Here is a 22,509-nt window from a genome sequence, read left to right on the forward strand (position 1 = left end):
TCCGCACGGTCGGCCTCCGCGGGCGCGGCGTCCGGTTCCCGGGACCGCTCCGGGTGCCCGAGCCGTCCGGTCAGCCAGTACAGCAGCCCGGCGCCGACGGCGGCGCCGGCCACCGAGGGCAGGGCGTCGGCGGCGCTGGTGGAGTCCGGCCGGCCGGTGGCGGCCAGCGCCCCGACCACGCCGAACGCGAGCACGCCCAGCGAACCGGGCAGCCGCCAGCGCGTGGCCAGCGCCCCGAGGACCAGGGCGAGCACGGTGAGGACGGCCAGGATGCCGAGTTGCAGGACGAGTTTGTCGTTGGTGCCGAAGTTCCGGATCGCCCAGTCCTTGACGGCCGGCGGGGTGCGGTCGATCGCCGCGCCGCCGACCGCGATGACGGGACCGGACTCGGGCCGCACCGCGGCCGAGACCAGTTCCGCCACGGCGATCGCCGCGTATCCGGCGAGCAGGCCGCTCAGCGCGCCGAGCGACAGGCGCTTGATGCCGCGCGGCGGCGGGTGTCGTGCGTCGTCGTCCATGACCGGAATCCGTTCTGGTGGCGCGCCCGGATTGGTCCGTTCACGCCATTGGGCGTGGAGCGCCGTCCCGCGGCCATGGCAAGCAGACGTGAACGGCAAAGGCCGTCTCGGGCCTGCGGGCAGGGGCTCGCGAGTGGGAGCCGGCCGGCCTCTAGAGCCAGTCCCGCCGCTTGAAAATCACGTACAAACTCACACAAACCACCCCCATCAAGCCGATCGCGAAGGGGTACCCGAAGCTCCAGCCCAACTCGGGCATCTGCTCGAAGTTCATGCCGTAGATGGTCCCTACGAGTGTGGGAGCAAAGAGAATGGCCGCCCACGACGAGATCTTCTTGATCTCCTCGTTCTGCTCGAACCCCGCCTCCGCCAGCGCCCGCATCTCCGCGTTCTGCTGCTGGGTCACCAGGGTCGCGTTCACCGTCAGGATGTCGGTGAGGGCCTGGCGGAAGCCGTCGACGCGTTCGCTGGTGTGGGTGACGTGGTCGGCGACGTCGCGCAGGTAGCTCTGCAACTCCTCGTCCGTGCCGTACTTGGCGAAGCCCGCCATCAGGCCGTGCAGTACGCCGATCAGGGGGCGGGTGGCGCGCTGGAACTCGACCATCTCGCGGGAGAGTTCGTAGATGCGGCGGGACACCTCGGGGGCGCCGGAGAAGACCTCCGTCTCGATCTCGTCGATGTCGTTCTGGACGCCGTCCACGACCGGGGCGTAGCCGTCGACGACCGCGTCGAGGATCGCGTACAGGATCGCCTCGGGGCCCAGCTTGAGCAGGTCGGGGGACTTCTCCATGCGGCGGCGCACCGCCGACAGGTCCGGTGCCGCGCCGTGCCGGACCGTGATCACGAAGTCCGCGCCGACGAACACGTGCAGCTCGCCGAAGTCGACCTCCTCGGCGGCGTCGAGATAGCGGGCCGCGCTCAGGACGACGAAGAGCGTCTCGCCGTACCGCTCCAGCTTCGGCCGCTGATGCGCCTCCAGCGCGTCCTCGACGGACAGTTCATGCAGATCGAACTCGGCCGCGAGGGACTTGAGTTCCGTCTCCGTGGGGCGGGCCAGACCGATCCACGCCGTCGTCCGCGGCATCTCGCGCAACTGACGGTACGTGTCCGTCAGCGACGTGGGGCTCGCCACCCGCACCCCGTCCCGGTACAGCGCCGTGTGCACCACGCTGTCGGGCGGCGGATCCTGCGGCGCGGCGGGTTCCACGTCGGGCGCGGCGGGGGATCCGGCCGGCGGGCGCGGGTCCGTGCCCCGGCGCCAGGTGTAGCGGCGTCCATCCTGCCGTCGCGGCATCGCCGCCTCCTTCCGGTGTTGCGAGGGGGGTCCCGCGCAGCCTAACCAGCGGAGGCCACCTGCCCGGGCAGCGGCATCGCGGACAGAAGATGACCTCATCGACCGCTACCGTCCCCTCATGACGACGAAGCCGATCACCGCGCGCGCCCTCGGCCGGGCCACCCTGGAGCGGCAACTCCTGCTCCGCCGCAGCCCGATGAAGGCCGAGGAGGCCGTCGCCCACCTCGTCGGACTCCAGGCACAGGAGGTCCGCCCGCCCTACCTCGCGCTCGCCGCCCGCCTCGACGGCTTCACGCCCGCCGACCTCTCCGACGCCCTCGCCGCGCGGCGCGTCGCCCGCATCGTCACCATGCGCTCCACGATCCACCTGCACACCGCCGAGGACTGCATGACGCTGCGCCCCCTGGTGCAGCCCGCCCGCGAGCGCGAACTGCGCCTCTTCCGCAAGGGCCTCCACGGGGTCGACCTCGACCGGCTCACCGCCCTGACCCGCCCGTACGTCGAGGAGGAGCCGCGCACCCCGACGGAGATCCGCCGGCTGCTCCTCGCCGAGTGGCCGGACGCCGACCCGCAGGCCCTGATGATCGCGGCCCGCGCCGGTCTGCCGCTCGTCCAGGCCACCCCGCGCGGCCTGTGGCGGCGCAGCGGCGGCGTGCGCCTGACCACGGCCGAGCGCTGGCTGGACCTGCCCACCGCGCCCACGCCCGCTCCCGACGCCACGATCCTGCGCTACCTCGGCGCCTTCGGACCCGCCTCCGTGAAGGACTTCCAGCAGTGGGCCGGCCTCACCCGCACCAAGGAAGCCTTCGAGCGGCTGCGGCCCCGGCTCGTGACGTTCCGCGACGAGCACGGCGTGGAACTGTTCGACCTCCCCGACGCGTCGCGGCCCGACGAGGACACTCCGGCGCCCCCGCGGCTGCTCGCCGAGTTCGACAACCTCCTCCTCTCGCACGCCGACCGCACCCGCGTCGTCGCCGAGGCCGACCGGGGCCGCAACTGGCAGGTCAACACCGCCTACTTGACCTTCCTCGTCGACGGGATGCTCGCGGGCCTGTGGACCCTGAAGGAGCCGAAGGGCGCCAAGGACGAGGGCACCGGCAGCGTGCTCACCCTCGAACCCTTCCGGCCGCTCACCCGCGCCCAGCGCGAAGAACTCGTCGCGGAGGCCGAGCGCACCGCCACCGTCCTTGAGGCTCCGGGACCGGTCACCGTCGACTTCGGCACCGTACGCACCTGAGCACCTGAGCACCTGAGCCACAGGCACCGCAGAAGTCAGTCGGCGCGGCCCGTCGCCGCCACCGTCACCCCGAGCCCTATCAGCGCGAAGCCCCCCGTCCCGCCGATCATCGACAGCCGACGGTCCGAGCGCGCGAACCAGTCGCGCGCCGCCGACGCCGTCAGCCCCCACAGCGTGTCCGTGACCAGGCCGATGCCGATCGGTATCAGACCGAGCAGCAGCATCTGGAGCGGGACCCGCCCCGCGTCGTGGTTCACGAACTGCGGCAGCACCGCCGCGAAGAACACGATCCCCTTCGGGTTGGTGACGCCCACCAGGATCCCGTCGGCCACCGTGCGCCCGGTGCCCTTCGCGGGCCCCGCCGGGCCGCGCAGCTCCGAGGTCTTCAGGGCGTGCCGGTGCCGGAACGCCTGGATCCCCAGGTACACCAGGTACGCCGCGCCCGCCAGCTTCACCGCCACGAACAGCGCCGCCGACCGCTCCACCAGCGAACCGACGCCGAGGGCGACCGCCACCACCAGCAGATACGACCCGACGAGATTGCCCAGCGCCGTCGCCACCGCCGTGCGTCTGCCGTGCGCGAGCGCCCGCCCGATCACGAACAGCACGCTCGGGCCCGGAATCACGATCACCAGCAGCGACATCGCCGCGAAAGCCAGAAATCTGTCCGTCGACACCATGCGCCCACCCCCTCGTCCTCCATTGAAGACCACGGCACCGACAATCGGCCCGGGCCCGACCGGCTACGGCAGCAGCCCCGCCCGCCGCGCCTGCGCAACGGCCTCACCACGGGTGTGCGCCCCCAGCCTGCGCATCGCCGAGCGCAGATAGCCCTTGACGGTCTCGGGGCGCAGGCCGAGCCGCTCGGCCGCCACCGCGTTCGTCGCGCCCGCCGCCACACACGCCAGCACATCGACCTCGCGGGGCGCGAGCGTGAGGGCCGCCTCCCGCTCGGGCGGCGCCCCGGCCAGGGCCAGCCTGCCGCACACCGCGAGGAGTTCGTCCCGCAGCGCCGGATCGACGATCCTCGGGGCGAGAGCGCGCAGCGCCCCGTGCGCCTCGCGGACCTCCTCCCACGCCCCGGTGCCCTCGGCGGCCGGCGCGCTCGCCGCGGACAGCAGCTCGTGCGCCTCGTCCCGCACCACCAGCGCCTGCTCCACGTCACGGGCCGCCGCGAGCGCCGCGGTCAGCACCCGGTCGCCGAGCGGCTGGGCGGTGCGCAACGCGCCGTACAGCACGCCCCGCACCCGGCGCCGTACGACGACGGGCACCGCGAGGACCGAGCGCAGGCCCTCGGCCGCGACGGCGGTGTCGTACTCGTGGCTGATGTGCCGCGAGTCGTGGTAGTCCGTGACCGCGCAGGCCCGGGCCAGGGAGAGGGCCTTGCCGCCGAGCCCGTTGCCCGTCGCCACCGCGAGTCCGCGCAGCGAATGGGTCGCCGCGCCGCTCAGCTCGCCGATGCGCACCTGTCCGGGGCCCGCCGTCAGCCCGCCGAACGCGACCGGCAGCTCGGTGCCCCGGCGCAGCCGCACCAGCGCCGTCCGCAACTCCACCGCCTCGGAGATGTCCGCGCTCACCCTCGATCTCCCTGCTGTGCTCTGTTCACCCCCGTTCGGGGGTGGTGAGATCCGCGTCACGGACTACACGATGTCAGACACGGTCCGCAAGGGCCGGGGCCGCGGCGCCGCGGGTACCCAGGGAGCAGGGGAGAACGATGCGTGTTCCGATGACGATCAGCGACTTCTTGGACCGGGCCGAACTGGGATTCGCCCGGAGTCCCGGCGTGATCGACGAACCCGATCAGCCGAGCACGCCCGTGCCGACCTCCACGTACGGGCGTCTGGGCGAGCGGGTACGGGCCTGGCAGGCCGGTCTCGACGCGCTCGGCGTGGGGGAGGGCGAGCGCGTCGCGGTGCTCAGCCACAACTCGTCCCGCCTCCTCGAGCTGCTGTTCGCGGTGCCGATGAGCGGCCGGATCGCCGTGCCGGTCAACTTCCGCCTGAAGGCCGAGGAGATCGAGTACGTGGTCCGGCAGAGCGGCGCCTCGGTGCTGCTCGTCGACCCCGAGGTGGAGGAGGTCAGCGCGAAGGCCGAGACGGCCCACCGCTTCGTCCTCGGCGAGCAGACCGAGACCGAGCTGATGCGCTTCGGCGTGGAGCCGCGCCCCTGGTCGGCCCCCGACGAGGACGCCACCGCCACCATCAACTACACGTCGGGCACGACCGCGCGCCCCAAGGGCGTCCAGCTCACCCACCGCAACATCTGGGTGAACGGGCTGACCTTCGGCCTGCACACCCGGGCCTGGGAGCAGGACGTGTACATGCACACCCTGCCGATGTTCCACTGCAACGGCTGGGGCATGCCGTTCGTCGCCGCCGGACTCGGCATGAAGCAGGTCGTGCTCCGCAAGGTCGACGGGACGGAGATCCTGCGGCGCGTGGACGAGCACGGGGTGACGCTGATGTGCGGCGCGCCCGCGGTGTGGAACGCGGTGCTCGACGCGGCGGCCGGCTGGGACGGCGCGATCCCCGGCCGCGACCGGGTGCGGATCGTGTGCGCGGGCGCCCCGCCGCCGAGCCGCATGATCCAGCGGGTGGAGCAGGAGCTGGGCTGGGAGTTCACCCAGATCTACGGCCTGACGGAGACGTCCCCGGTCCTGACCTTCAACCGGGCACGGCCGGAGGAGTCCCTGCTGCCCGCGGAGGACCGGGCGCGGCGCCAGTCGCGCGCCGGGGTGCCCGCGCTGGGCGTGAAGCTGCGCGTCGCCGACTCCGGCGAGGTCCTCGCCCGGTCGAACGTCGTGCTCGACGGCTACTGGGAGAAGCCGGAGGAGACCGCCGCGGCGCTGGAGGGCGACTGGTTCCACACCGGTGACGGCGGCACCGTCGACCCGGCGGACGGCCATCTGACGATCTCGGACCGCAAGAAGGACGTCATCATCACCGGCGGTGAGAACGTGTCGTCGATCGAGGTCGAGGACACCGTCTTCAGCCACCCGGCGGTGGCGGAGGTCGCCGTGATCGGGGTGCCGCACGCCAAGTGGGGCGAGACGATCAAGGCCCTGGTGGTGCTCGTGGACGGCGCCACGGTGACGGAGGCCGAGATCATCGCGTACTGCAAGGAGCGGGTGGCGGGGTACAAGGCGCCGACGACCGTGGAGTTCCGGGACGCCATCCCCCGTACGGCGACGGGCAAGATCCAGAAGTTCAAGCTGCGGGAGCCGTACTGGGAGGGGCGGGACCGGGGGGTCAACTGACCGACCCGAGCCGGAGCTCGCGCCCCTGCCACCTGCGCCGCAGCCACCGGTCGTGGCTCGCGACGACGATCGCGCCGGGGCCGCTGCCCAGGGCCTCCTCCAGCTCGTCGCACAGGCGCGGCGAGAGATGGTTCGTCGGCTCGTCGAGCAGCAGCAGGTGGGGCGGGCGCGCCACCAGGAGCGCCAGCGCGAGCCGCCTGCGCTGTCCGACGGAGAGCTGTCCGACGGGTTTGTCGAGGTCGGCCGCGTGCATCAGGCCGAGCGAGAGCAGCGGCACCCGGTCGGCCCGGGCCGCCCCCACCCCGGACGCGTAGACCGCCGCGACCGTCCGGTCGGGGCGGTCGAACACGGTGTCCTGGGCGAGCAGCCCCACCGTGAGGCCCGGCCGTACGCGCCGCTCGCCCTCCGCGGTGAGCCGTCCGGCGAGCACGGCGAGCAGCGTGGACTTGCCCGTGCCGTTGCCGCCCGTCACCAGCAGCCGGTCGTCCGCCGCGACCTCGAGGCCCGTCGGCGCGAGCCGGCCGGGCACCCGGGCGTCCCGCAGCTCCACCAGCGGCCGGGGATCGTCCGCGGCGGGCGCGGCCAGCTCCCCGGCGGCGAACCGCAGCGGGCTCGGCGGCTCGGCGACCTGGGCGTGCTCCAGCTCGTCGAGGCGCCGGCTCGCGTTGCGCACCCGGCGCGAGACCTGGCTCTGGACCCGGCCCGCCCGGTGGCCGTAGCCCATCTTCTCGTTGTCGCGCGGCCCCCGGTCCGGCGCGACCCGGTGCGCGGTCACGCCCGCCGCGTGGCGCAGCCGGACCAGCTCCTCCTGCTCCTCGGCCCACCGCCGCTCCCAGCGCGCCCGCTCGGCGCGCTTCTCGCCCAGGTACGCGCTGTAGTTGCCGCCGTGGCGGACCGGGCCGTCCACCGCCGGGTCGAGGTCGATCACATCGGTGCAGACGGCGTCCAGGAACGCCCGGTCGTGGCTGGCGATCACCACGGCCGAGGGCAGCTCCCGGATCCGCTCCTCCAGGAACGCGGCGGCCTCGTCGTCGAGGTGGTTCGTCGGCTCGTCGAGCAGCAGCGCCGACGGCCTGCGTACGAGGAGCGCGGCCAGCGCGAGCCGGCCGCGCTGCCCGCCGGACAGCCCGCCGAGGGTGCGGTCGTGGCCGAGCGCCCCGAGACCGAGGCCGCCCAGCATCAGGGCCGCCCGCCGGTCGGCGTCCCAGGACTCCCGGTCCTGGGCCTGTTCGAGCCGCCGGCCGTAGGCCTCCAGGAGGTCCTGATGGCCGGGGGAGTCCTCGGGGACGGCGGCCAGCTCGGCGCCGAGCCGGTCCAGCTCGGCGAGGTCCTCGCGGGCCTCGCGCAGCGCCTCGTCCAGCACCTCGTCGAGGGTGGTCGCCGGGTCGAAGGGCATCTCCTGGTGCAGCAGGCCGAGGTCGTCGGGGCGCTCGACGCTCCCGGAGTCGGGCGCGTCCACGCCGGCCAGCACCCGCAGCAGGGTGGACTTGCCGACGCCGTTCTCACCGATCAGGCCGATGCGGTGGCCGGGCGACGCGGTGAGGCCGACGCCGTCGAGGACGCGCCGGTCCCCGAGGATCCGGACGACGTCATGGGCGAGCAGAGCGGTCTTTGACACGGGGAACCGTCCGATGCGATCGAGGGGCGGCCCGCCGGGCGGCAGCCTCGGGCGCGGGCCATCGAGCACACCGGCCGGTCACACCTCGGGGCCGCCGCTCTCCTGGAGCGTGCCGTCGGCCACGCGCAGCCAGCGGTTCACCCCGATCTCGGTGAGGAACCGCTCGTCGTGGCTGACCACCATGAACGCTCCCTGGTAGGAGTTGAGGGCGCTCTCCAGCTGACCCGCGCTGACCAGGTCGAGGTTGTTGGTCGGCTCGTCGAGCAGCAGCAGGTGCGGGGCGGGCTCCGCGCACAGCACACAGACCAGCGTGGCGCGCAGCCGCTCGCCGCCGGACAGCACCCCGACCGGCAGATGCGCGCGGGCGCCCCGGAAGAGGAACCGGGCCAGCAGGTTCATCCGCTCCGCCTCGGGCCGCTCGGGGGCGAACGCGGCGAAGTTCTCCGCCACCGTCAGCTCCGGGTCCAGCAGGTCGAGCCGCTGCGACAGATACGCGATCCGGCCCTCACCCCGCTTGATCTCTCCGCCGTCCGGCGCGAGGTCGCCGGTGATCAGCCGCAGCAGCGTGGTCTTGCCCGCTCCGTTGGGCCCGGTCAGCGCGATCCGCTCGGGGCCGCGCACGGTCAGGTCGACGCCGCCGTCGGCGAACACCGGCCGGCCGTCGTGCCGGGCCTGGAGGGCCTCGCCGATGAAGACGTTCCGTCCGGCGGGCACCTGGGTGTCCGGCAGCTCCAGGATCAGCCGCTGCTCGTCACGGACGGCCCGGCCCGCCTCGTCGAGCCGTGCCTTGGCCTCGCTGACCCGCGAGGCGTGCATCGTGCCGGACCTGCCCGCGGCCTCCTGCGCGCCGCGCTTCATGTTCCCGGCGAAGATCTTGGGCAGCCCGGCGCTCTTGAGGTTCTTGGCGGCGTTGCTCTGCCGGCGCTCGGCGCGCTCGCGGGCCTGCTGCATCTCCCGCTTCTCGCGCTTCAGTTCCTGCGCGGCGTTGCGCACGTTCTTCTCGGCGACCTCCTGCTCGCCGCGCACGGCCTCCTCGTACTCGGTGAAGTTGCCGCCGTACAGGCGCAGTTCACCGCCGCCGAGTTCGGCGATGCGCTCCATGCGGTCGAGCAGCGCCCGATCGTGGCTGACCAGCAGCAGACAGCCGGTGAAGTCGGACAGCACGTCGTAGAGCTTGTGCCGGGCCGCCAGGTCGAGGTTGTTGGTCGGCTCGTCGAGCAGCAGCACGTCGGGCCGCTTCAGCAGCTGGGCGGCGAGGCCCAGCGAGACGACCTGGCCGCCGCTGAGCGTGCTCAGGCTCCGGTCCAGGGCGAGCCCGGCGAGCCCGAGCCGGTCGAGCTGGGCGCGGGTGCGCTCCTCGATGTCCCAGTCGTCGCCGATGGTGGTGAAGTGCTCCTCGCCCACGTCGCCGGACTCGACGGCGTCGATGGCCCGGATGACGGGCGCGACCCCGAGCACCTCGGAGACCGTGAGGCCGCTGGTCAGCGGCAGGCTCTGCGGGAGATAGCCCAGCGTGCCGTCGACCGAGACGGAGCCCGCCGTGGGCTTCAGCTCGCCCGCGATCAGCTTGAGCAGGGTGCTCTTGCCGGAGCCGTTGGGCGCGACCAGGCCGGTGCGGCCCGGGGCGACGGTGAAGGAGAGGTCCTGGAAGACGGGGGTGTCGTCGGGCCAGGCGAAGGAGAGGTTCGAGCAGACGATGGAGGCGTCGGACATGGAAGTGACCTCGCGGAAGAGCGGGCAGGCAGATTTTTGCCCTGAGCGGCGTGGGAAAAAGGGGTACGACGAACGGGCCACTCCGGCTCGGCGCTCTCTCAGCGCCCTCCGGTGGCCTGTCAGAACCGGGTCTCACCCGGAGATGTCGTCGTCACCCGCCACGACTGCCACTCCTCGCTCACAGACTGTTCGCATACAACAGATCACATAAACCCTAGCAGGCACCCCGTCGGTACGGCCGTTCGTCAGCCCCGCAGATGGCGGCTCACGTCGCCCACCAGATGGATGCGCACCCGGCGTTCGACGAACCGCCAGCGCCCGTCGCGGCGGGCGAAGCGGTCCCGGTAGCGGCCCGCGGCCACCGGCTGCAACGGCAGCTCGGGCAGCTCCTGGAAGACCGTGACGTAGGAGCGGGCCGAGGCGGTGCCGGTCGCCTCGTCGATCTCGACGGCGATGTTGGTCGTCACGTGGTGGGTGCGGGGTGTGCCGTCCTCGTAGAGGATCACGCTGTCCCGGAGCATCCGCTCGACGGCCTCGGCGCCCTCCACGGGCGGGCCGCTGCCGATGAACACGGCCTCGGCCAGCAGCACGCCGACCCCGGCGAAGTCGCCGGTGTCGACCAGTTCCGCGTACCGGGTGATGAGGCCGGTCACGGCGAAGGCGTCCGCGGAGGTGTCCATGTCCGCGAGCGTAGACGATCATCCGCCGCGGCCTGCCGGAACGCCCGGTGGCGAGGGGGTACGAACTCGGCCCGGGCGCCGTTAAGTTGCTCGTGGGGCGGGCCCGCGCATGGCCCGCCCGCCGAGTACTCAAGGAGGACCGCCGGTGACCGCCCCCTCGACCGCAGTCTCGTACGCGCACGGCACCAGTGCGACACCCCTGCTCGGCGACACCGTCGGCGCCAATCTCCGGCGCGCCGTCGACGCCTGGCCCGACCGCGAGGCGCTCGTCGACGTGCCGAGCGGGCGCCGCTGGACGTACGGCCAATTCGGTTCGGCCGTCGACGAGTTGGCGCGCGGACTGCTCGCGCGGGGCGTCGCCAAGGGGGACCGGGTCGGCATCTGGGCGGTCAACTGCCCCGAGTGGGTGCTCGTCCAGTACGCGACCGCGCGCATCGGCGCGATCATGGTGAACATCAACCCGGCCTACCGGGAACACGAGCTGGGCTATGTGCTGCGGCAGTCGGGCGTCAGCGTGCTCATCGCGTCCCCCGGGCACAAGGGCACCGACTACCGCGAGCTGGCGCGCCGCGTCGCGCCCGAATGCCCGGAACTGCGCCAGCGCGTCTTCATCGGCGACCACAGCTGGGACGCGCTCGTCGGAGCGGCGCAAGCGGTGACCCCCGCACAACTGGCCGCACGTGAGGCCGAGTTGTCCTGCGACGACCCGATCAACATCCAGTACACCTCGGGCACGACCGGCTTCCCCAAGGGAGCGACCCTCTCCCACCACAACATCCTCAACAACGGCTTCTGGGTGGGCGAGACGGTCGGCTACAGCGAGCAGGACCGGGTGTGCCTGCCCGTCCCCTTCTACCACTGCTTCGGGATGGTGATGGGCAACCTGGGCGTCACCTCGCACGGCGCCTGCATCGTCATCCCCGCCCCGTCCTTCGAACCGGCGGCCACGCTGCGCGCCGTGCAGGAGGAGCGGTGCACCTCGCTGTACGGCGTCCCGACCATGTTCATCGCCGAGCTGAACCTGCCGGACTTCGCCGACTACGACCTCTCCAGCCTGCGCACCGGGATCATGGCGGGCTCGCCGTGCCCCGTGGAGGTGATGAAGCGGGTCGTCGCCGAGATGCACATGGCCGAGGTCTCCATCTGCTACGGCATGACCGAGACCTCGCCCGTCTCGCTGCAGACCCGCCGCGACGACGACCTGGAGCGCCGCACCGGCACCGTCGGCCGCGTCCTGCCGCACATCGAGGTCAAGGTGGTCGACCCGGTCACCGGCGTCACCCTGCCGCGCGGCGAACCCGGTGAGCTGTGCACCCGCGGCTACAGCGTCATGCTCGGCTACTGGGGAGAGCCCGAGAAGACCGCCGAGGTCGTCGACGCCGGACGGTGGATGCACACCGGCGACCTCGCGGTGCTGCGCGAGGACGGGTACGCGCAGATCGTCGGCCGCATCAAGGACATGATCATCCGTGGCGGCGAGAACATCTACCCGCGCGAGATCGAGGAGTTCCTGTACGGGCACCCGAGGATCGCCGACGTCCAGGTGGTCGGGGTGCCGCACGAGAAGTACGGGGAAGAGGTCCTGGCCTGCGTGATCCTGCGGGACCCGGCGGACCCCCTCACCCTGGACGAGCTGCGCGCGTACTGCCGCGACCGGCTCGCGCACTACAAGGTGCCGAGCCGGCTGCGGCTCCTCGACGCGTTCCCGATGACGGTCAGCGGCAAGGTACGGAAGATCGAGCTCCGGGAGGGGTACGGGGAGGGGTGACGACCCGGCTCACACCGGCGGATTGCCGTGCTTGCGCTCGGGCAGCGCGCTGTGCTTCGCGCGCAGCATCGCCAGCGAGCGGATGAGCACGGCCCGGGTCTCCCCGGGATCGATGACGTCGTCGACGAGCCCGCGCTCCGCCGCGTAGTAGGGATGCATCAACTCCGCCTTGTACTCCTTGATCAGCCGTGCGCGGGTGGCCTCCGGGTCCTCGGACGCGGCGATCTCCCGGCGGAAGACCACGTTGGCCGCGCCCTCCGCGCCCATCACCGCGATCTCGTTGGTGGGCCAGGCGAAGGACAGGTCGGCGCCGATGGAGCGCGAGTCCATCACGATGTAGGCGCCGCCGTACGCCTTGCGCACCACCAGCGAGATCCGCGGCACCGTCGCGTTGCAGTACGCGTACAGCAGCTTCGCGCCGTGCCGGATGATGCCCCCGTGCTCCTGGTCGACGCCCGGCAGGAACCCGGGCACGTCGATCAGCGTGACCAGGGGGATGTTGAAGGCGTCGCAGGTCTGCACGAAGCGTGCGGCCTTCTCCGACCCGTGGATGTCGAGCACCCCGGCGAGCGCCGACGGCTGGTTCGCGACCACGCCGACCACCTCGCCGTCGAGCCGGGCCAGCGCGCACACCACGTTGCGGGCCCATCCCTCGTGCACCTCGAAGTACTCGCCGTCGTCGACGATCTCCTCGATCACGCCCCGCATGTCGTACGCCTGCTGCGGGTCGGCCGGGACCAGCGAGCGCAGCGCGTCCGTGCGGCGGTCGGCCGGGTCGTCGCCGCGGGCGGCCGGCGGCAGCTCGCGGTTGTTCTGCGGGAGCAGCGAGAGCAGATGGCGGACGTCCTCCAGGCACTCCGCCTCGTCGTCGTGGGCGAAGCCGGCGACCCCGGAGACGGTGGCGTGCACATCCGCCCCGCCGAGACCGTCGTGGGAGATCTGCTCGCCGGTCACCGCCTGCACGACGTCGGGGCCGGTGATGAACATCTGCGAGGTGCCGCGCACCATGAACACGAAGTCGGTGAGCGCGGGGGAGTAGGCCGCCCCTCCGGCGCACGGGCCGAGGATCACGCTGATCTGCGGGATCACGCCCGAGGCGCGGGTGTTGCGGCGGAAGATGCCGCCGTATCCGGCGAGCGCCATGACGCCCTCCTGGATGCGGGCCCCGGCGCCGTCGCTCAGCGCGACCACCGGCGCCCCGGCCGCCTCGGCCAGGTCGAGCACCTTGTGGATCTTCTCCGCGTGGGCCTCGCCCAGCGCACCGCCGAACACCCGGAAGTCGTGCGCGTAGGCGAAGACCGTGCGGCCGTGCACGAGTCCCCAGCCGATCACCACACCGTCCCCGTGCGGGGTGCGGTTCTCCAGGCCGAAGCCCGTCGCGCGGTGCCGGCGCAGCGGCTCGATCTCGGTGAACGTGTCCTCGTCGAAGAGGAGGCCGAGGCGTTCGGCGGGGGTCAGCTTCCCCTTGGCGTGCTGGCGCCGGGTGGCCTCCGGGTCGGGGCCGCGGCTCAGCTCCTCCTTCAGCCGGTTCAACTCGTCGGTGGAGCGCCGCAGATCGGGCGCGGGCGCGTGCGCGAGCAGTTCGTCGAAGGTCGTCATCGGGCCACGGTAGGAACGGCCGCTCAAAGGGCCCGGCACGTCCTCTGGAGAACCGCTCGACCCGAGCGGGCCGCCGCGTCAGTCGGCGACGGCCGGGTGCAGCGCGCGGTTCGGATTGCCGGTGAGCACCGCCTGGTGCAGCTCCTTGAGGGCGTGGGACGGTTCGAGACCCAGCTCGCGGACCAGATGGCCGCGCAACTGCTGGTAGGCCTCGAGCGCGCGCCAGCTGCCCCCTGAATGGTGCAGTGCGCGCATCAACTGGGCGCAGAATCCCTCGTGCAGAGGATTGCGCGCCGTCAGCACCCGCAGCTCGGGCACCACCTCGGTGTGCCGACCGAGCCGCAGATCCGCCTCGATGCGCCGCTCCAGAGCCATGGTGCGCTCCTCGGTGAGCCGCAGCACCTCCAGGTCGAGCACCGGCCCGGTCGGTACGTCGACCAGTGCGGGACCCTGCCACAGCGCGAGCGCCCGGCGCAGCAGATCGGCCGCCGTGCGGTGGTCGCCGAGGCCGAAGGCCGTACCGCCGGCCGTGGCGAGCCGCTCGAACTCGTGGGCGTCCACGTGCCCGGGGCCGAGGTCGAGCAGATAGCCGCCGAACCGGGTGACCAGGATGTCCTTCGCGTCGCGCTCGCCGGTGCCGTCGAGCGCCGCGGTGATTCTGCGGCGCAGTTGCAGCACGTAGGTCTGCAGCGTCGTCGAGGCGCTGCGGGGAATGTTCTCCGCCCAGATCTCCTCCATCAGCGTCGGCACGGACACCACTTGGTCCGCGTGGAGGGCGAGCAGGGCAAGGAGCTGGCGAGGCTTCGCCGCGCTCGGTACGACCGAGGTGCCGCGCTCGTGCGCGGCGAGCGACCCCAGGATCTGAATCTCCATCAGTGTCCTCTTCCCCGTTGGGCCACGGCCGCCGGCGATCGTGCGGCCCTGACGAACTCAACGGCTGAGGTTGCCACGGGCTCCGGTCCGCTCCCAGTGACCCACACACGACGGCATTCATGAAAAAGTCATGGGTCACCAGTGAGATTCGCACTGACGGACGGGTCAGTTCCGGACGCAGACTCTCGCCGCGGCGCCGAACCGGTCCCATCCGGCGCCGCGCAGTCCTCGGACCTCGGCGGGGAGACCTTCGTCTTACCACTGCCCGGGTTCCGGTTGCCCAGTCGCTCGCTGATTAGACCCAGGAGTAGGCGTGAACACCACCCAAGAAGTGCTCAGATTCGCGCATCGCGTTGCCCGGGAGGGGCTCGAGCCCGTGTCCGCCGGCCGGATCGAGTCACCCCTCGTCGAGACGGACGGGTCGTTCCTCTCCGTCGAGAGCCTCAGCGGCCCCGGCAACCGCCCGGCCGACTGGTGTGTGTGCATAGCGGCCTTCGCCGACCTGCGGGTGGGCGCGTGACCGAGGCGCAGACCTCGGTGCCCGGTCCGTACGTGGCGCTCAAGCGCCACGTACGGACCGTGACCGTACCGGGTGAAGCCGTCTTCATGTGGTCCGACCGTGAGGTGACCGCCGTGCGCGGGGCCGGTGCCGAGGCGCTGGTGTCGCTGCTCGACGGCAGCCGGACCCTGTCGGAGCTGCTGCGCGACGCGGCGGCCGCGATGCCCGTCGACCAGGTGGGCCTCGCGGTCCGCCGGCTCGCCGAGGCCAATCTCGTGGGATACCGGCACGGCGCGGAGGCCGAGCCGGGGCCCGACCTCGCGTACTGGGACCGTGCCGGGCTCGACGGAGCGCTGGCCGGCACGGCGGTCCGCGCCCGGCGGGTGGCGCTGATCTGCGTCGGAGACGTGGACGCCGAGCAGGCCCGGGCGGCCTGCCGGGCCTCCGGGATCAGCCTGACCGACGCGGACGCGGAGACGGATGCCGCTAGCGACGTCGCCTTCGCGCTCGTCCTGTGCGACGACTATCTCGCCCCCGAACTGGCCGCCGTCCAGGCGCGGTTGCGTGCCGCGGGGCGTCCCTGGCTCCTGGCGCGGCCGTTCGCCGCCGAGCCGTGGACGGGCCCGGTCTTCGACCCGGCCGCGGACACCGCCTGCTGGTCGTGCCTGACGCACCGGCTGCGCGCCCACCGCGGCGCCGAACTGGAGATGCGCCGGGCGGCCGGGCTCGACGCCCACCCGGGCGACCTCTCGCCGTCCCTCGCCGCCGTGCGGGCCATCGGACTGCACAGCGCCGTCCTGGAGACGGTCAAGTGGCTGGCCGGACTGCGCGGCCCACAGCAGCAGGAGGTCAGCGTCCTGGACAGCCTGACCCTGCGCGCCACCCACCACCCCGTGCGCCGGCGGCCCCAGTGCCCGGACTGCGGCGACCCCGGCCTGATGGCCGAGCGGGCGCAGCGGCCGGTGCGGCTCGAACACCGCCCCAAGGCCCGGGACACGGGCGGCAACGACCGCGCGCTGTCCGCGCGGGAGATGCTGAGCCGGCACCGTCACCTGATCGGCCCGGTCACCGGCATCGTGACCGAGGTGCGGCCCATGACCGGACTGCCCGAGGGTCTGCACGCCTACGACTCGGGGCCCAACCTGGCGCTGCGCGGCCACTCGCCCGCCGGGGTGCGGCGCGTGCAGCGGTCCCGCAGCTCGGGCAAGGGCGTGACGGCCGTCGAGGCCAGGGTGAGCGCCCTGTGCGAGGCCGTGGAGCGCTACTGCGGTGCGCTCCAGGGCGACGAGTGCACGGTCACCGACTCCCTGCGCGGTCTCGGCGACGCCGCCCTGCACCCCAACGCCTACCAGCTCTTCCACGAGCGGCAGTTCGCCGACCGTGACCGCTGGAACCAGGCCCACACGCCCTTCCACCACGTGTCCCGGCCCCTCGACCCGGACGCGCCGATCCGGTGGACCCCGGTGTGGACGCCGGACGGGAAGCGCCGGCTGCTGCCCACCTCCACGCTCTACTTCGACTCCGGCGCCACGGACGGACTGTGGGCGGACTCCAACGGCAACGCGGCCGGCAGCAGTCTCGAGGACGCCGTCGTCCAGGGTTTCCTCGAGCTCGTCGAGCGGGACGCCGTGGCGCTGTGGTGGTACAACCGGCTGCGTCTGCCCGGCATCGACCTCGACGCCTTCGACGCGCCCTGGCTGACCCCGCTGCGCGAGCGCCTGCACCGGGCGGGTCGCGAGGTCTGGGCCCTCGACCTCACCTCCGATCTCGGCATCCCCGTCGTCATGGCGGCCTCCGGCTGCGCGCGCGGCACCACCCCGGACGTCGTCTACGGCTTCGGCGCGCACTTCGACCCGGCCACCGCGCTGCGGCGGGCCCTCACGGAGATGATCCAGATGCTGCCCGCGGCGGCCGCGGGCCACGCCCCGTGCGCGCCCGTGCGGCCCCATCTGCTGCCGGATCCCGGTCAGCGCGGCCGCGGCCCGTCGGCCTGGCCCGCACCCGTGCGCAACGACGACCTGCGCGCGGACGTCGACGCCGTCGGCGCCCTCGTGGCCGCGCACGGCATGGAGCTGCTGATCCTCGACCAGACCCGCCCGGACGTGGCCGTTCCGGCTGTGAAGGTACTGGTCCCCGGGCTGCGTCCGTTCTACGCCCGGTACGCGCCGGGGCGGCTGTACGACGTACCGGTCTCTCTGGGGCAACTCGACCGGCCGACCGCCTACGACCAACTCAACCCCGTTCCCCTGCTGTTGTAGAGGATGTAAAGAGTCCGCAAATTTCCCGGGCTAGGCATGTGTCGGCTTATAGTGCGGTCACGCACGCTCCCTGCTTACACCCCAGGAGTCGACACATGCCTGGCAGTTTCCGGACATCGGGTCATGATGCTCATCCGGTCGAGGGCGGAGCGGAAGCACACGGTCCGGAGAGCGGCGGAGGCAGGCCGGCGCAGGTGGTCGACGGTGACGGGATGAACGGGCCGGTACTGGTGCCCCGCCTGGCACAGGTCATCAGCTCGGTCGCGATCTTCGGATACGGCGTCGTCACCCTGCTCAACGTCCGCAACGCGGTGGCCGGTACGGCACCACTCGTCGTCTCCATCTGCGCCCTCGTGGTCCTCTACGCCGTGCAGATGGCGCTCACCTCGCCGGGCGCCCGGCGCTGGTCGATGCGGCGCAAGACGCTCACCCTCGGCGTCCAAGTGGTGCTGACCCTCTGCCCGTTGGCGTGGCTGGGTGTCTCCTGGGGCAGCATGGCGGGCCCGCTGGCCGCCTCGGTGCTCCTGCTGCTGCCGGGCCGGGTGGCCTGGGCCTGCTACATCGGCATCCCGCTGGTGATCCTCGGCTGGGCCCTCGCCACGGGCGTGCCGGGACCGCAGTCGGCGTACCTCATCATCTCCAGCGCCCTGACCGGACTGGTCATCTACGGCCTGACGCGGCTGACCGACCTGGTCCGCGAAGTCCACGAGGCACGCGCCGAGATGGCCCGGATGGCGGTCACGCAGGAGCGGCTGCGCTTCGCGCGGGACCTGCACGACCTGCTCGGCTACAGCCTGTCCGCCATCACGCTCAAGAGCGAGCTGATCCACCGGCTGGTCACGGTCCACCCGGAGCGGGCCAGGGACGAGGTCGCCACCGTGCTCCAGATCTCCCGGCAGGCCCTCGCCGACGTGCGGCTCGTGGCCAGCGGCTACCGGGACATGTCGCTGAGCGCGGAGGCCCGTTCGGTGGCCGAGGTGCTGGCGGCGGCCGACATCGACGTACGGTTGACCGCCGACGTCGGGAGGCTCCATCCGCTGGTCGACACCGTGCTGGCGACCGCGCTGCGGGAAGGCGTGACCAACATCCTGCGGCACAGCAAGGTGCAGGCCTGCACGATCGACGTCGCCGTGGTCGACGACCGCGTCCGGCTCGATCTCGTCAACGACGGCGCTCCGGTGGCGAACCGGATCGGGTCGCGCGACCGGGGCAGCGGCCTGGGCAATCTCGGCGCCCGGCTCGGCGCCATCGGCGGAGAGCTGACCGCCGGGCCCGTCGCCGGTGGCCGGTTCCGGCTGACGGCCGCGGCCCCGCTGCGACCGTCGAAGGGGGAGGAGCAACCACCGGAACTGTGCCTGCAAGGAGGGCATCCAGCAGCCCCGGCCGAGGCGAATTGGTCGGAACAGCGCGCTGGTTGAGCACGTGGACAAACGGGGGAAGATTTGTTGCTGGTGAAGATTCTGCTGGCCGAGGACGTTCACATGGTGCGCGGTGCGCTCGTGGCGCTGCTGGAGCTGGAGCCCGACCTCCAGGTCGTCGCGTCCGTCGACCGCGGTGACCTGATCGTGCCGTCCGCGCTCGAGCACCGTCCGGACGTCGCGGTCATCGACATCGACCTGCCCGGCACCGACGGCCTGACCGCCGCCGCCGAGCTGCACGAGCGGATGCCGCAGTGCCGCACGCTCATGCTGACCAGCCTGGGGCGGCCGGGGACGCTGCGCCGGGCGCTGGCCGCACGGGTCAGCGGATTCCTGATGAAGGACTCGCCGCCGTCCCGGCTCGCCCAGGCGGTGCGCGCGGTCGCCGTCGGACAGCGGGTCATCGATCCCGAACTCGCCCTCAGTGCCTGGGAGGCCCGGGACAATCCGCTCTCGCCGCGCGAGACGCAGGTGCTGCGGCTCGCCGCACGCGGCGCGGACGCGGCCGAGATCGCGGACCAGCTCTTCCTGACCCAGGGGACGGTGCGCAACTACCTGACGTCCGTCGTCGACAAGCTCAACGCCCGCAACCGCATCGACGCGATACGGATAGCCGAGGACGCCGGCTGGATCCCCTGACGGCCGCCCGGCCGGCCCCCTCGGCGAATCGGTTCAGCGCTCGGCCAGGGGGCCGGCGTCGAGGGTGGACAGCACCCCCGCCAGATCCACCGCGTTGCTGTTCGGCCCCCGGCACACGGCCAGGCACGCCGAGCCCTGCCGGCCGGCCATCCGGCGCAGGAAGGGCGTGAGGACGGCCTTCGGGCCGATCTCCACGACGTGGCTGGGCGTGCGTTCCGCGAGCATCCGGCGGACGGCGTCGGCGAACCGGACCGGCGCGGTCAGCTGGGCGGTCCAGTAGCCGGCGTCCAGCACTCCGTCGTACTGCCGCCCGTGCACGGTCGAGTAGTACGGCAGTGTGGGCCGGTCGGTGCGCAGGTGCCGGGCGGCCTCCGCGAACCTGGAGATCGCGGGCTCCATCAGCGGGGAGTGGAAGGCGTGGCTCACCGACAGGAAGGTGCTGGCGATGCCGACCCGGGCCAGCCGGGACCTGACCCGCTCCAGACCGTCCACGGCACCCGAGAGGACCGTGGCCCGGGCCGCGTTGAACGCCCCGACGGACACCTCGGGCTCGTCCGCCAGCGCGTCCGCGACCTCGAACGGGGAGGCGCAGGTCGCCATCATGCCGCCGCCCGAGGGCAGGTACTGCGTGTAGGCGCCGCGGAAACAGACCAGGCGCGCGGCGTCGTCGAGCGGCATCGCGCCGGCCACCACCGCCGCCGCGACCTCGCCGGTGCCGTGCCCGAGGACGGCCACCGGGCGCACCCCCTCGTCCTCCAGGAGCGTCATCGCCAGCGCGTAGCCCACCGCGAACAGTGCGGGCTGGGTCAGCGCGGTCTGGTGCACCCGCTCGTCCCCGTCGAGGATCAACTCGCGCACCGAGCGCCCGAGATACGGGGCGATCGCCTCGTCGGCGGCGGCCAGGTGGCGCCGGTAGCCGGACAGGCCCTCGTGCAGACCGGCCGTCATCCGCGGATGCTGACAGCCCTGCCCGGTGAACACCAGCGCCGGACGCACCCGGCCGCCGTGCCGGCGCAGGCCCTGGCGCAGCGCCAGGTAGCGGGCGAGGTCGATGGCGGTCGGGTGGGACCAGATGTCCGCCGGTTCGAGCAGCGGCCCGAACTCGGCCTCGATGTCCCCGAACAGGGTGAGCAGCGTGACCGAGTCGAGCCCCCAGGCGGACACCTCCTCGGCGGGGTCGATCCGCCGCCCCGCGTAAGCGCCGATCCGCTCGGTCAGCCAGGTGGCGAAGGACTGCTCGTCGGGGAGGTCGGGGGTCACCTCAGTCACATCCTGCCTGCTCGGGTTGTCTGCAACGTCCGTCCGGCGCGGGCCGGTTCCCGCTCGTCCGCCGCGGCGAGATCGTCGGCCAGGTACTGGTGCAGCGGCTGCAGCCCGCCGTCCAGGAACAGCCTGCGCATCGCCGCGCGCTCGACCTTGCCGCTGGTGGTGCGCCGGACCGTGCCCTGCCGTACGAGCAGGACGCCCGCCACCGGTATCTCGAACTCCTCGGTCAGGCACTGGCGCACGTCCTGCGCGAGCCCGTCAAGATCGAGGGTGTAGCGCTGATGGGTGCGCAACTCCTGTACCAGGACGACCCGTTCGGAGTCGCCGGGTACGGAGAAGGCGCTGCCCGAGCCGAACAGGGCGCTCACGCGCTGGGCGGTGCGCTCCAGGTCCTGGGGGTAGAGATTGCGGCCCGCCACCACGATGACGTCCTTGAGGCGGCCGGTCACGTACAGCAGGCCGTCGGACAGGACGCCGAGGTCGCCGGTGCGCAGCAGGCCGCGTCTGCCGTCCGCGGTCACGGCACCGAACTGCCCGGTGGTCGCCGACCGGTCGCGCCAGTACCCGCGGGCCACCGTGGGGCCGCCCACCCAGATCTCGCCGATCCGCCCGTCCGGCAGCACGGTCCGGCTCTGCGGGTCGACGATCAGCACCCGGTCCGTCGCCTCGCCGCAGGGCACCAGCGTGCGGCCGGCCCGGCCGGGCCGCGGTGCGGTCAGCCTGCCCTGCTCCAACTCCTGCTCGTCCGCCGCGAGTTCGCCGCCCGCCGAGGCGCCGCCGACCAGCAGGGTCGCCTCGGCGAGACCGTACGCGCCGCGCAGTGCCCCGGGGCGCAGGCCCGCGTCCGCGAACCGCTCCACGAAGGCTCGGCGGGTCTCGGCCCGCACCGGTTCGCCGCCGGAGACCGCGACCCGCCAGCCGGACAGGTCGAGCCCGGCCGCCTCCTCGTCGGTGACCCGGCGCGCACACAGGTCGTACGCGAAGTCGGGGGCGCCGCTCACCTCGATCCCGTACCGCGTGATGGCCTCGAGCCAGCGCGCCGGACGCCGCACGAACGACTCCGGGGAGAGCAGGACGGAGGTCGCGCCGAGCCAGAGCGGATGCAGCAACTGGCCGACCAGGCCCATGTCGTGATGGAGCGGCAGCCAGCCCCCGATGCGGGTGCCGGGAGTGGCCCCGAGCAGTCCGGCCAGCGCCTCCTGCTGGGCGAGCAGGTTGCCGTGGGTGATCTCGACGCCGCGCGGGCTGCCGGTGGAGCCGGAGGTGAACTGGAGGTAGGCCACGTCGTCCGGGCCGCTCGTCGGCGGCTGCCAGTCGCCCTGCCCGTTCACCGCGTCCGCGGCCAGACACGGAGTCGAGCCGCGGCCGTGCCGGGCGAGCAGCTGCGAGACGTCCGGGGCCAGGGCCGCGTCGGTGAGGGCGATCCGGGGGGAGGCCTGCCGCAGGACTCCGGCCAGCCGCTCCTCGTGGTGGCTGCGGCCGCCGCGGGCCGGCACCGGCACCGCGATCGCGCCCGCGTACAGGCAGGCCAGGAAGGAGACGGCGAACTGGCCGGGCGCGGTGTGCAGCAGCATGACCGGCTCGCCCGCGGCGCCGTCGGTCAGCAGCCGTCCCGCGAGCCGCCGGGCGCTCGCGTCGAGCGCCCGGTAGGTGACCGCGGCCGGCCGGCCGCGGCTTTCGTCGTCCGGCAGAAGGAGCAGGGCCTCGCGCTCCGGATGCCGTGCGGCCCGTTCGATCATCAGTTCGGTAAAGTTGTCGTGGCTTGTCACGTGGACCCCCTGCGTGTCGTACGGGCGTGACGCCCCCGTCGTCTGCGTCACCCACGTCGCCGCGGTGCGCCCACCGCCGCGAGGACTGTCGGAGCGTCGCCGGTCCG

The 22,509-nt window shown here is 72.9% G+C and carries 17 protein-coding genes and 1 pseudogene; 7 read left to right on the forward strand and 11 right to left on the reverse strand.

Annotated elements, in window-relative coordinates:
* Window positions 1-518 (reverse strand): annotated as a pseudogene (locus tag ABZ930_RS37660) (molybdopterin-binding oxidoreductase); the annotation flags it as partial.
* 151 nt (window positions 519-669) lie between these two features.
* Window positions 670-1,809: a magnesium and cobalt transport protein CorA gene (locus ABZ930_RS37665; RefSeq protein WP_361558742.1), complete on the reverse strand. Its 1,140-nt coding sequence runs from the start codon at window positions 1,807-1,809 to the stop codon at window positions 670-672.
* Between the two features lie 118 nt (window positions 1,810-1,927).
* Here ABZ930_RS37665 and ABZ930_RS37670 point away from each other — a divergent pair, with 118 nt between their 5' ends.
* Window positions 1,928-3,046 carry a winged helix DNA-binding domain-containing protein gene (locus ABZ930_RS37670; protein ID WP_361558745.1) on the forward strand — a complete coding sequence of 373 codons (1,119 nt, stop codon included), beginning with the start codon at window positions 1,928-1,930 and terminating at the stop codon, window positions 3,044-3,046.
* Between the two features lie 35 nt (window positions 3,047-3,081).
* Here the strand turns inward: ABZ930_RS37670 and ABZ930_RS37675 are convergent, their stop codons facing one another.
* Window positions 3,082-3,726 (reverse strand): LysE family translocator, encoded by a 645-nt coding sequence (locus ABZ930_RS37675; protein ID WP_361558748.1) that lies wholly within the window; start codon window positions 3,724-3,726, stop codon window positions 3,082-3,084.
* A gap of 63 nt (window positions 3,727-3,789) precedes the next feature.
* Entirely contained in the window at window positions 3,790-4,623 is an 834-nt protein-coding gene (locus tag ABZ930_RS37680) for a LuxR C-terminal-related transcriptional regulator (RefSeq protein ID WP_361558751.1), read from the reverse strand.
* Between the two features lie 137 nt (window positions 4,624-4,760).
* Between ABZ930_RS37680 and ABZ930_RS37685 the strand changes: the two genes are divergently transcribed.
* A complete protein-coding gene (locus ABZ930_RS37685) occupies window positions 4,761-6,302 on the forward strand; it encodes an AMP-binding protein (protein WP_361558754.1) in 1,542 nt (513 codons plus the stop codon).
* Here ABZ930_RS37685 and ABZ930_RS37690 read toward each other — a convergent pair.
* The 3 genes from ABZ930_RS37690 to ABZ930_RS37700 form a co-directional block, all read right to left on the reverse strand.
* Window positions 6,295-7,920, reverse strand: coding sequence for an ABC-F family ATP-binding cassette domain-containing protein (locus ABZ930_RS37690; RefSeq protein ID WP_361558757.1), 1,626 nt, complete (start codon window positions 7,918-7,920; stop codon window positions 6,295-6,297). The two genes, ABZ930_RS37685 and ABZ930_RS37690, sit on opposite strands and share 8 nt — an antisense overlap.
* A gap of 78 nt (window positions 7,921-7,998) precedes the next feature.
* On the reverse strand, window positions 7,999-9,633 hold the full coding sequence (gene abc-f / locus ABZ930_RS37695; protein WP_361558760.1) for a ribosomal protection-like ABC-F family protein: 1,635 nt from the start codon (window positions 9,631-9,633) through the stop codon (window positions 7,999-8,001).
* A gap of 245 nt (window positions 9,634-9,878) precedes the next feature.
* The gene (locus tag ABZ930_RS37700; protein WP_361558763.1) at window positions 9,879-10,313 is read right to left on the reverse strand and encodes a nuclear transport factor 2 family protein; all 435 of its coding nucleotides are present in this window, start codon (window positions 10,311-10,313) and stop codon (window positions 9,879-9,881) included.
* A 145-nt stretch (window positions 10,314-10,458) separates the two neighbouring features.
* Between ABZ930_RS37700 and ABZ930_RS37705 the strand changes: the two genes are divergently transcribed.
* The gene (locus ABZ930_RS37705; RefSeq protein ID WP_361558766.1) at window positions 10,459-12,081 is read left to right on the forward strand and encodes an AMP-binding protein; all 1,623 of its coding nucleotides are present in this window, start codon (window positions 10,459-10,461) and stop codon (window positions 12,079-12,081) included.
* 9 nt (window positions 12,082-12,090) lie between these two features.
* Here ABZ930_RS37705 and ABZ930_RS37710 read toward each other — a convergent pair whose 3' ends face one another.
* Window positions 12,091-13,680 carry an acyl-CoA carboxylase subunit beta gene (locus ABZ930_RS37710; RefSeq protein WP_361558769.1) on the reverse strand — a complete coding sequence of 530 codons (1,590 nt, stop codon included), beginning with the start codon at window positions 13,678-13,680 and terminating at the stop codon, window positions 12,091-12,093.
* Window positions 13,681-13,758: 78 nt separating this feature from the next.
* The gene (locus ABZ930_RS37715) at window positions 13,759-14,553 is read right to left on the reverse strand and encodes an AfsR/SARP family transcriptional regulator (protein WP_361558772.1); all 795 of its coding nucleotides are present in this window, start codon (window positions 14,551-14,553) and stop codon (window positions 13,759-13,761) included.
* Between the two features lie 313 nt (window positions 14,554-14,866).
* On the opposite strand from ABZ930_RS37715, the gene ABZ930_RS37720 reads away from it, so the two are divergent.
* The 4 genes from ABZ930_RS37720 to ABZ930_RS37735 all read left to right on the forward strand — a co-directional run bounded on the left by ABZ930_RS37720 (window position 14,867) and on the right by ABZ930_RS37735 (window position 19,367).
* Window positions 14,867-15,073 (forward strand): hypothetical protein, encoded by a 207-nt coding sequence (locus tag ABZ930_RS37720; RefSeq protein ID WP_361558775.1) that lies wholly within the window; start codon window positions 14,867-14,869, stop codon window positions 15,071-15,073.
* Window positions 15,070-17,310, forward strand: coding sequence for a TOMM precursor leader peptide-binding protein (locus ABZ930_RS37725; protein ID WP_361558777.1), 2,241 nt, complete (start codon window positions 15,070-15,072; stop codon window positions 17,308-17,310). Before ABZ930_RS37720 ends, ABZ930_RS37725 begins: the two co-directional genes overlap by 4 nt.
* A 212-nt stretch (window positions 17,311-17,522) precedes the next feature.
* On the forward strand, window positions 17,523-18,728 hold the full coding sequence (locus ABZ930_RS37730) for a histidine kinase (protein WP_361558780.1): 1,206 nt from the start codon (window positions 17,523-17,525) through the stop codon (window positions 18,726-18,728).
* A 30-nt stretch (window positions 18,729-18,758) separates the two neighbouring features.
* The gene (locus ABZ930_RS37735) at window positions 18,759-19,367 is read left to right on the forward strand and encodes a response regulator transcription factor (protein ID WP_361558821.1); all 609 of its coding nucleotides are present in this window, start codon (window positions 18,759-18,761) and stop codon (window positions 19,365-19,367) included.
* Window positions 19,368-19,400: 33 nt separating this feature from the next.
* Here the strand turns inward: ABZ930_RS37735 and ABZ930_RS37740 are convergent, their stop codons facing one another.
* Window positions 19,401-20,636, reverse strand: a complete 1,236-nt coding sequence (locus tag ABZ930_RS37740) for an acyltransferase domain-containing protein (RefSeq protein WP_361558783.1) — start codon at window positions 20,634-20,636, stop codon at window positions 19,401-19,403.
* Window positions 20,633-22,402: a fatty acyl-AMP ligase gene (locus ABZ930_RS37745; RefSeq protein WP_361558786.1), complete on the reverse strand. Its 1,770-nt coding sequence runs from the start codon at window positions 22,400-22,402 to the stop codon at window positions 20,633-20,635. The genes ABZ930_RS37740 and ABZ930_RS37745 overlap by 4 nt, the downstream gene beginning before the upstream one ends.
* Window positions 22,403-22,509: the final 107 nt, after the last annotated feature.

It is taken from the genome of Streptomyces sp. NPDC046716 (assembly GCF_040645755.1).
Lineage (GTDB): Bacteria > Actinomycetota > Actinomycetes > Streptomycetales > Streptomycetaceae > Streptomyces.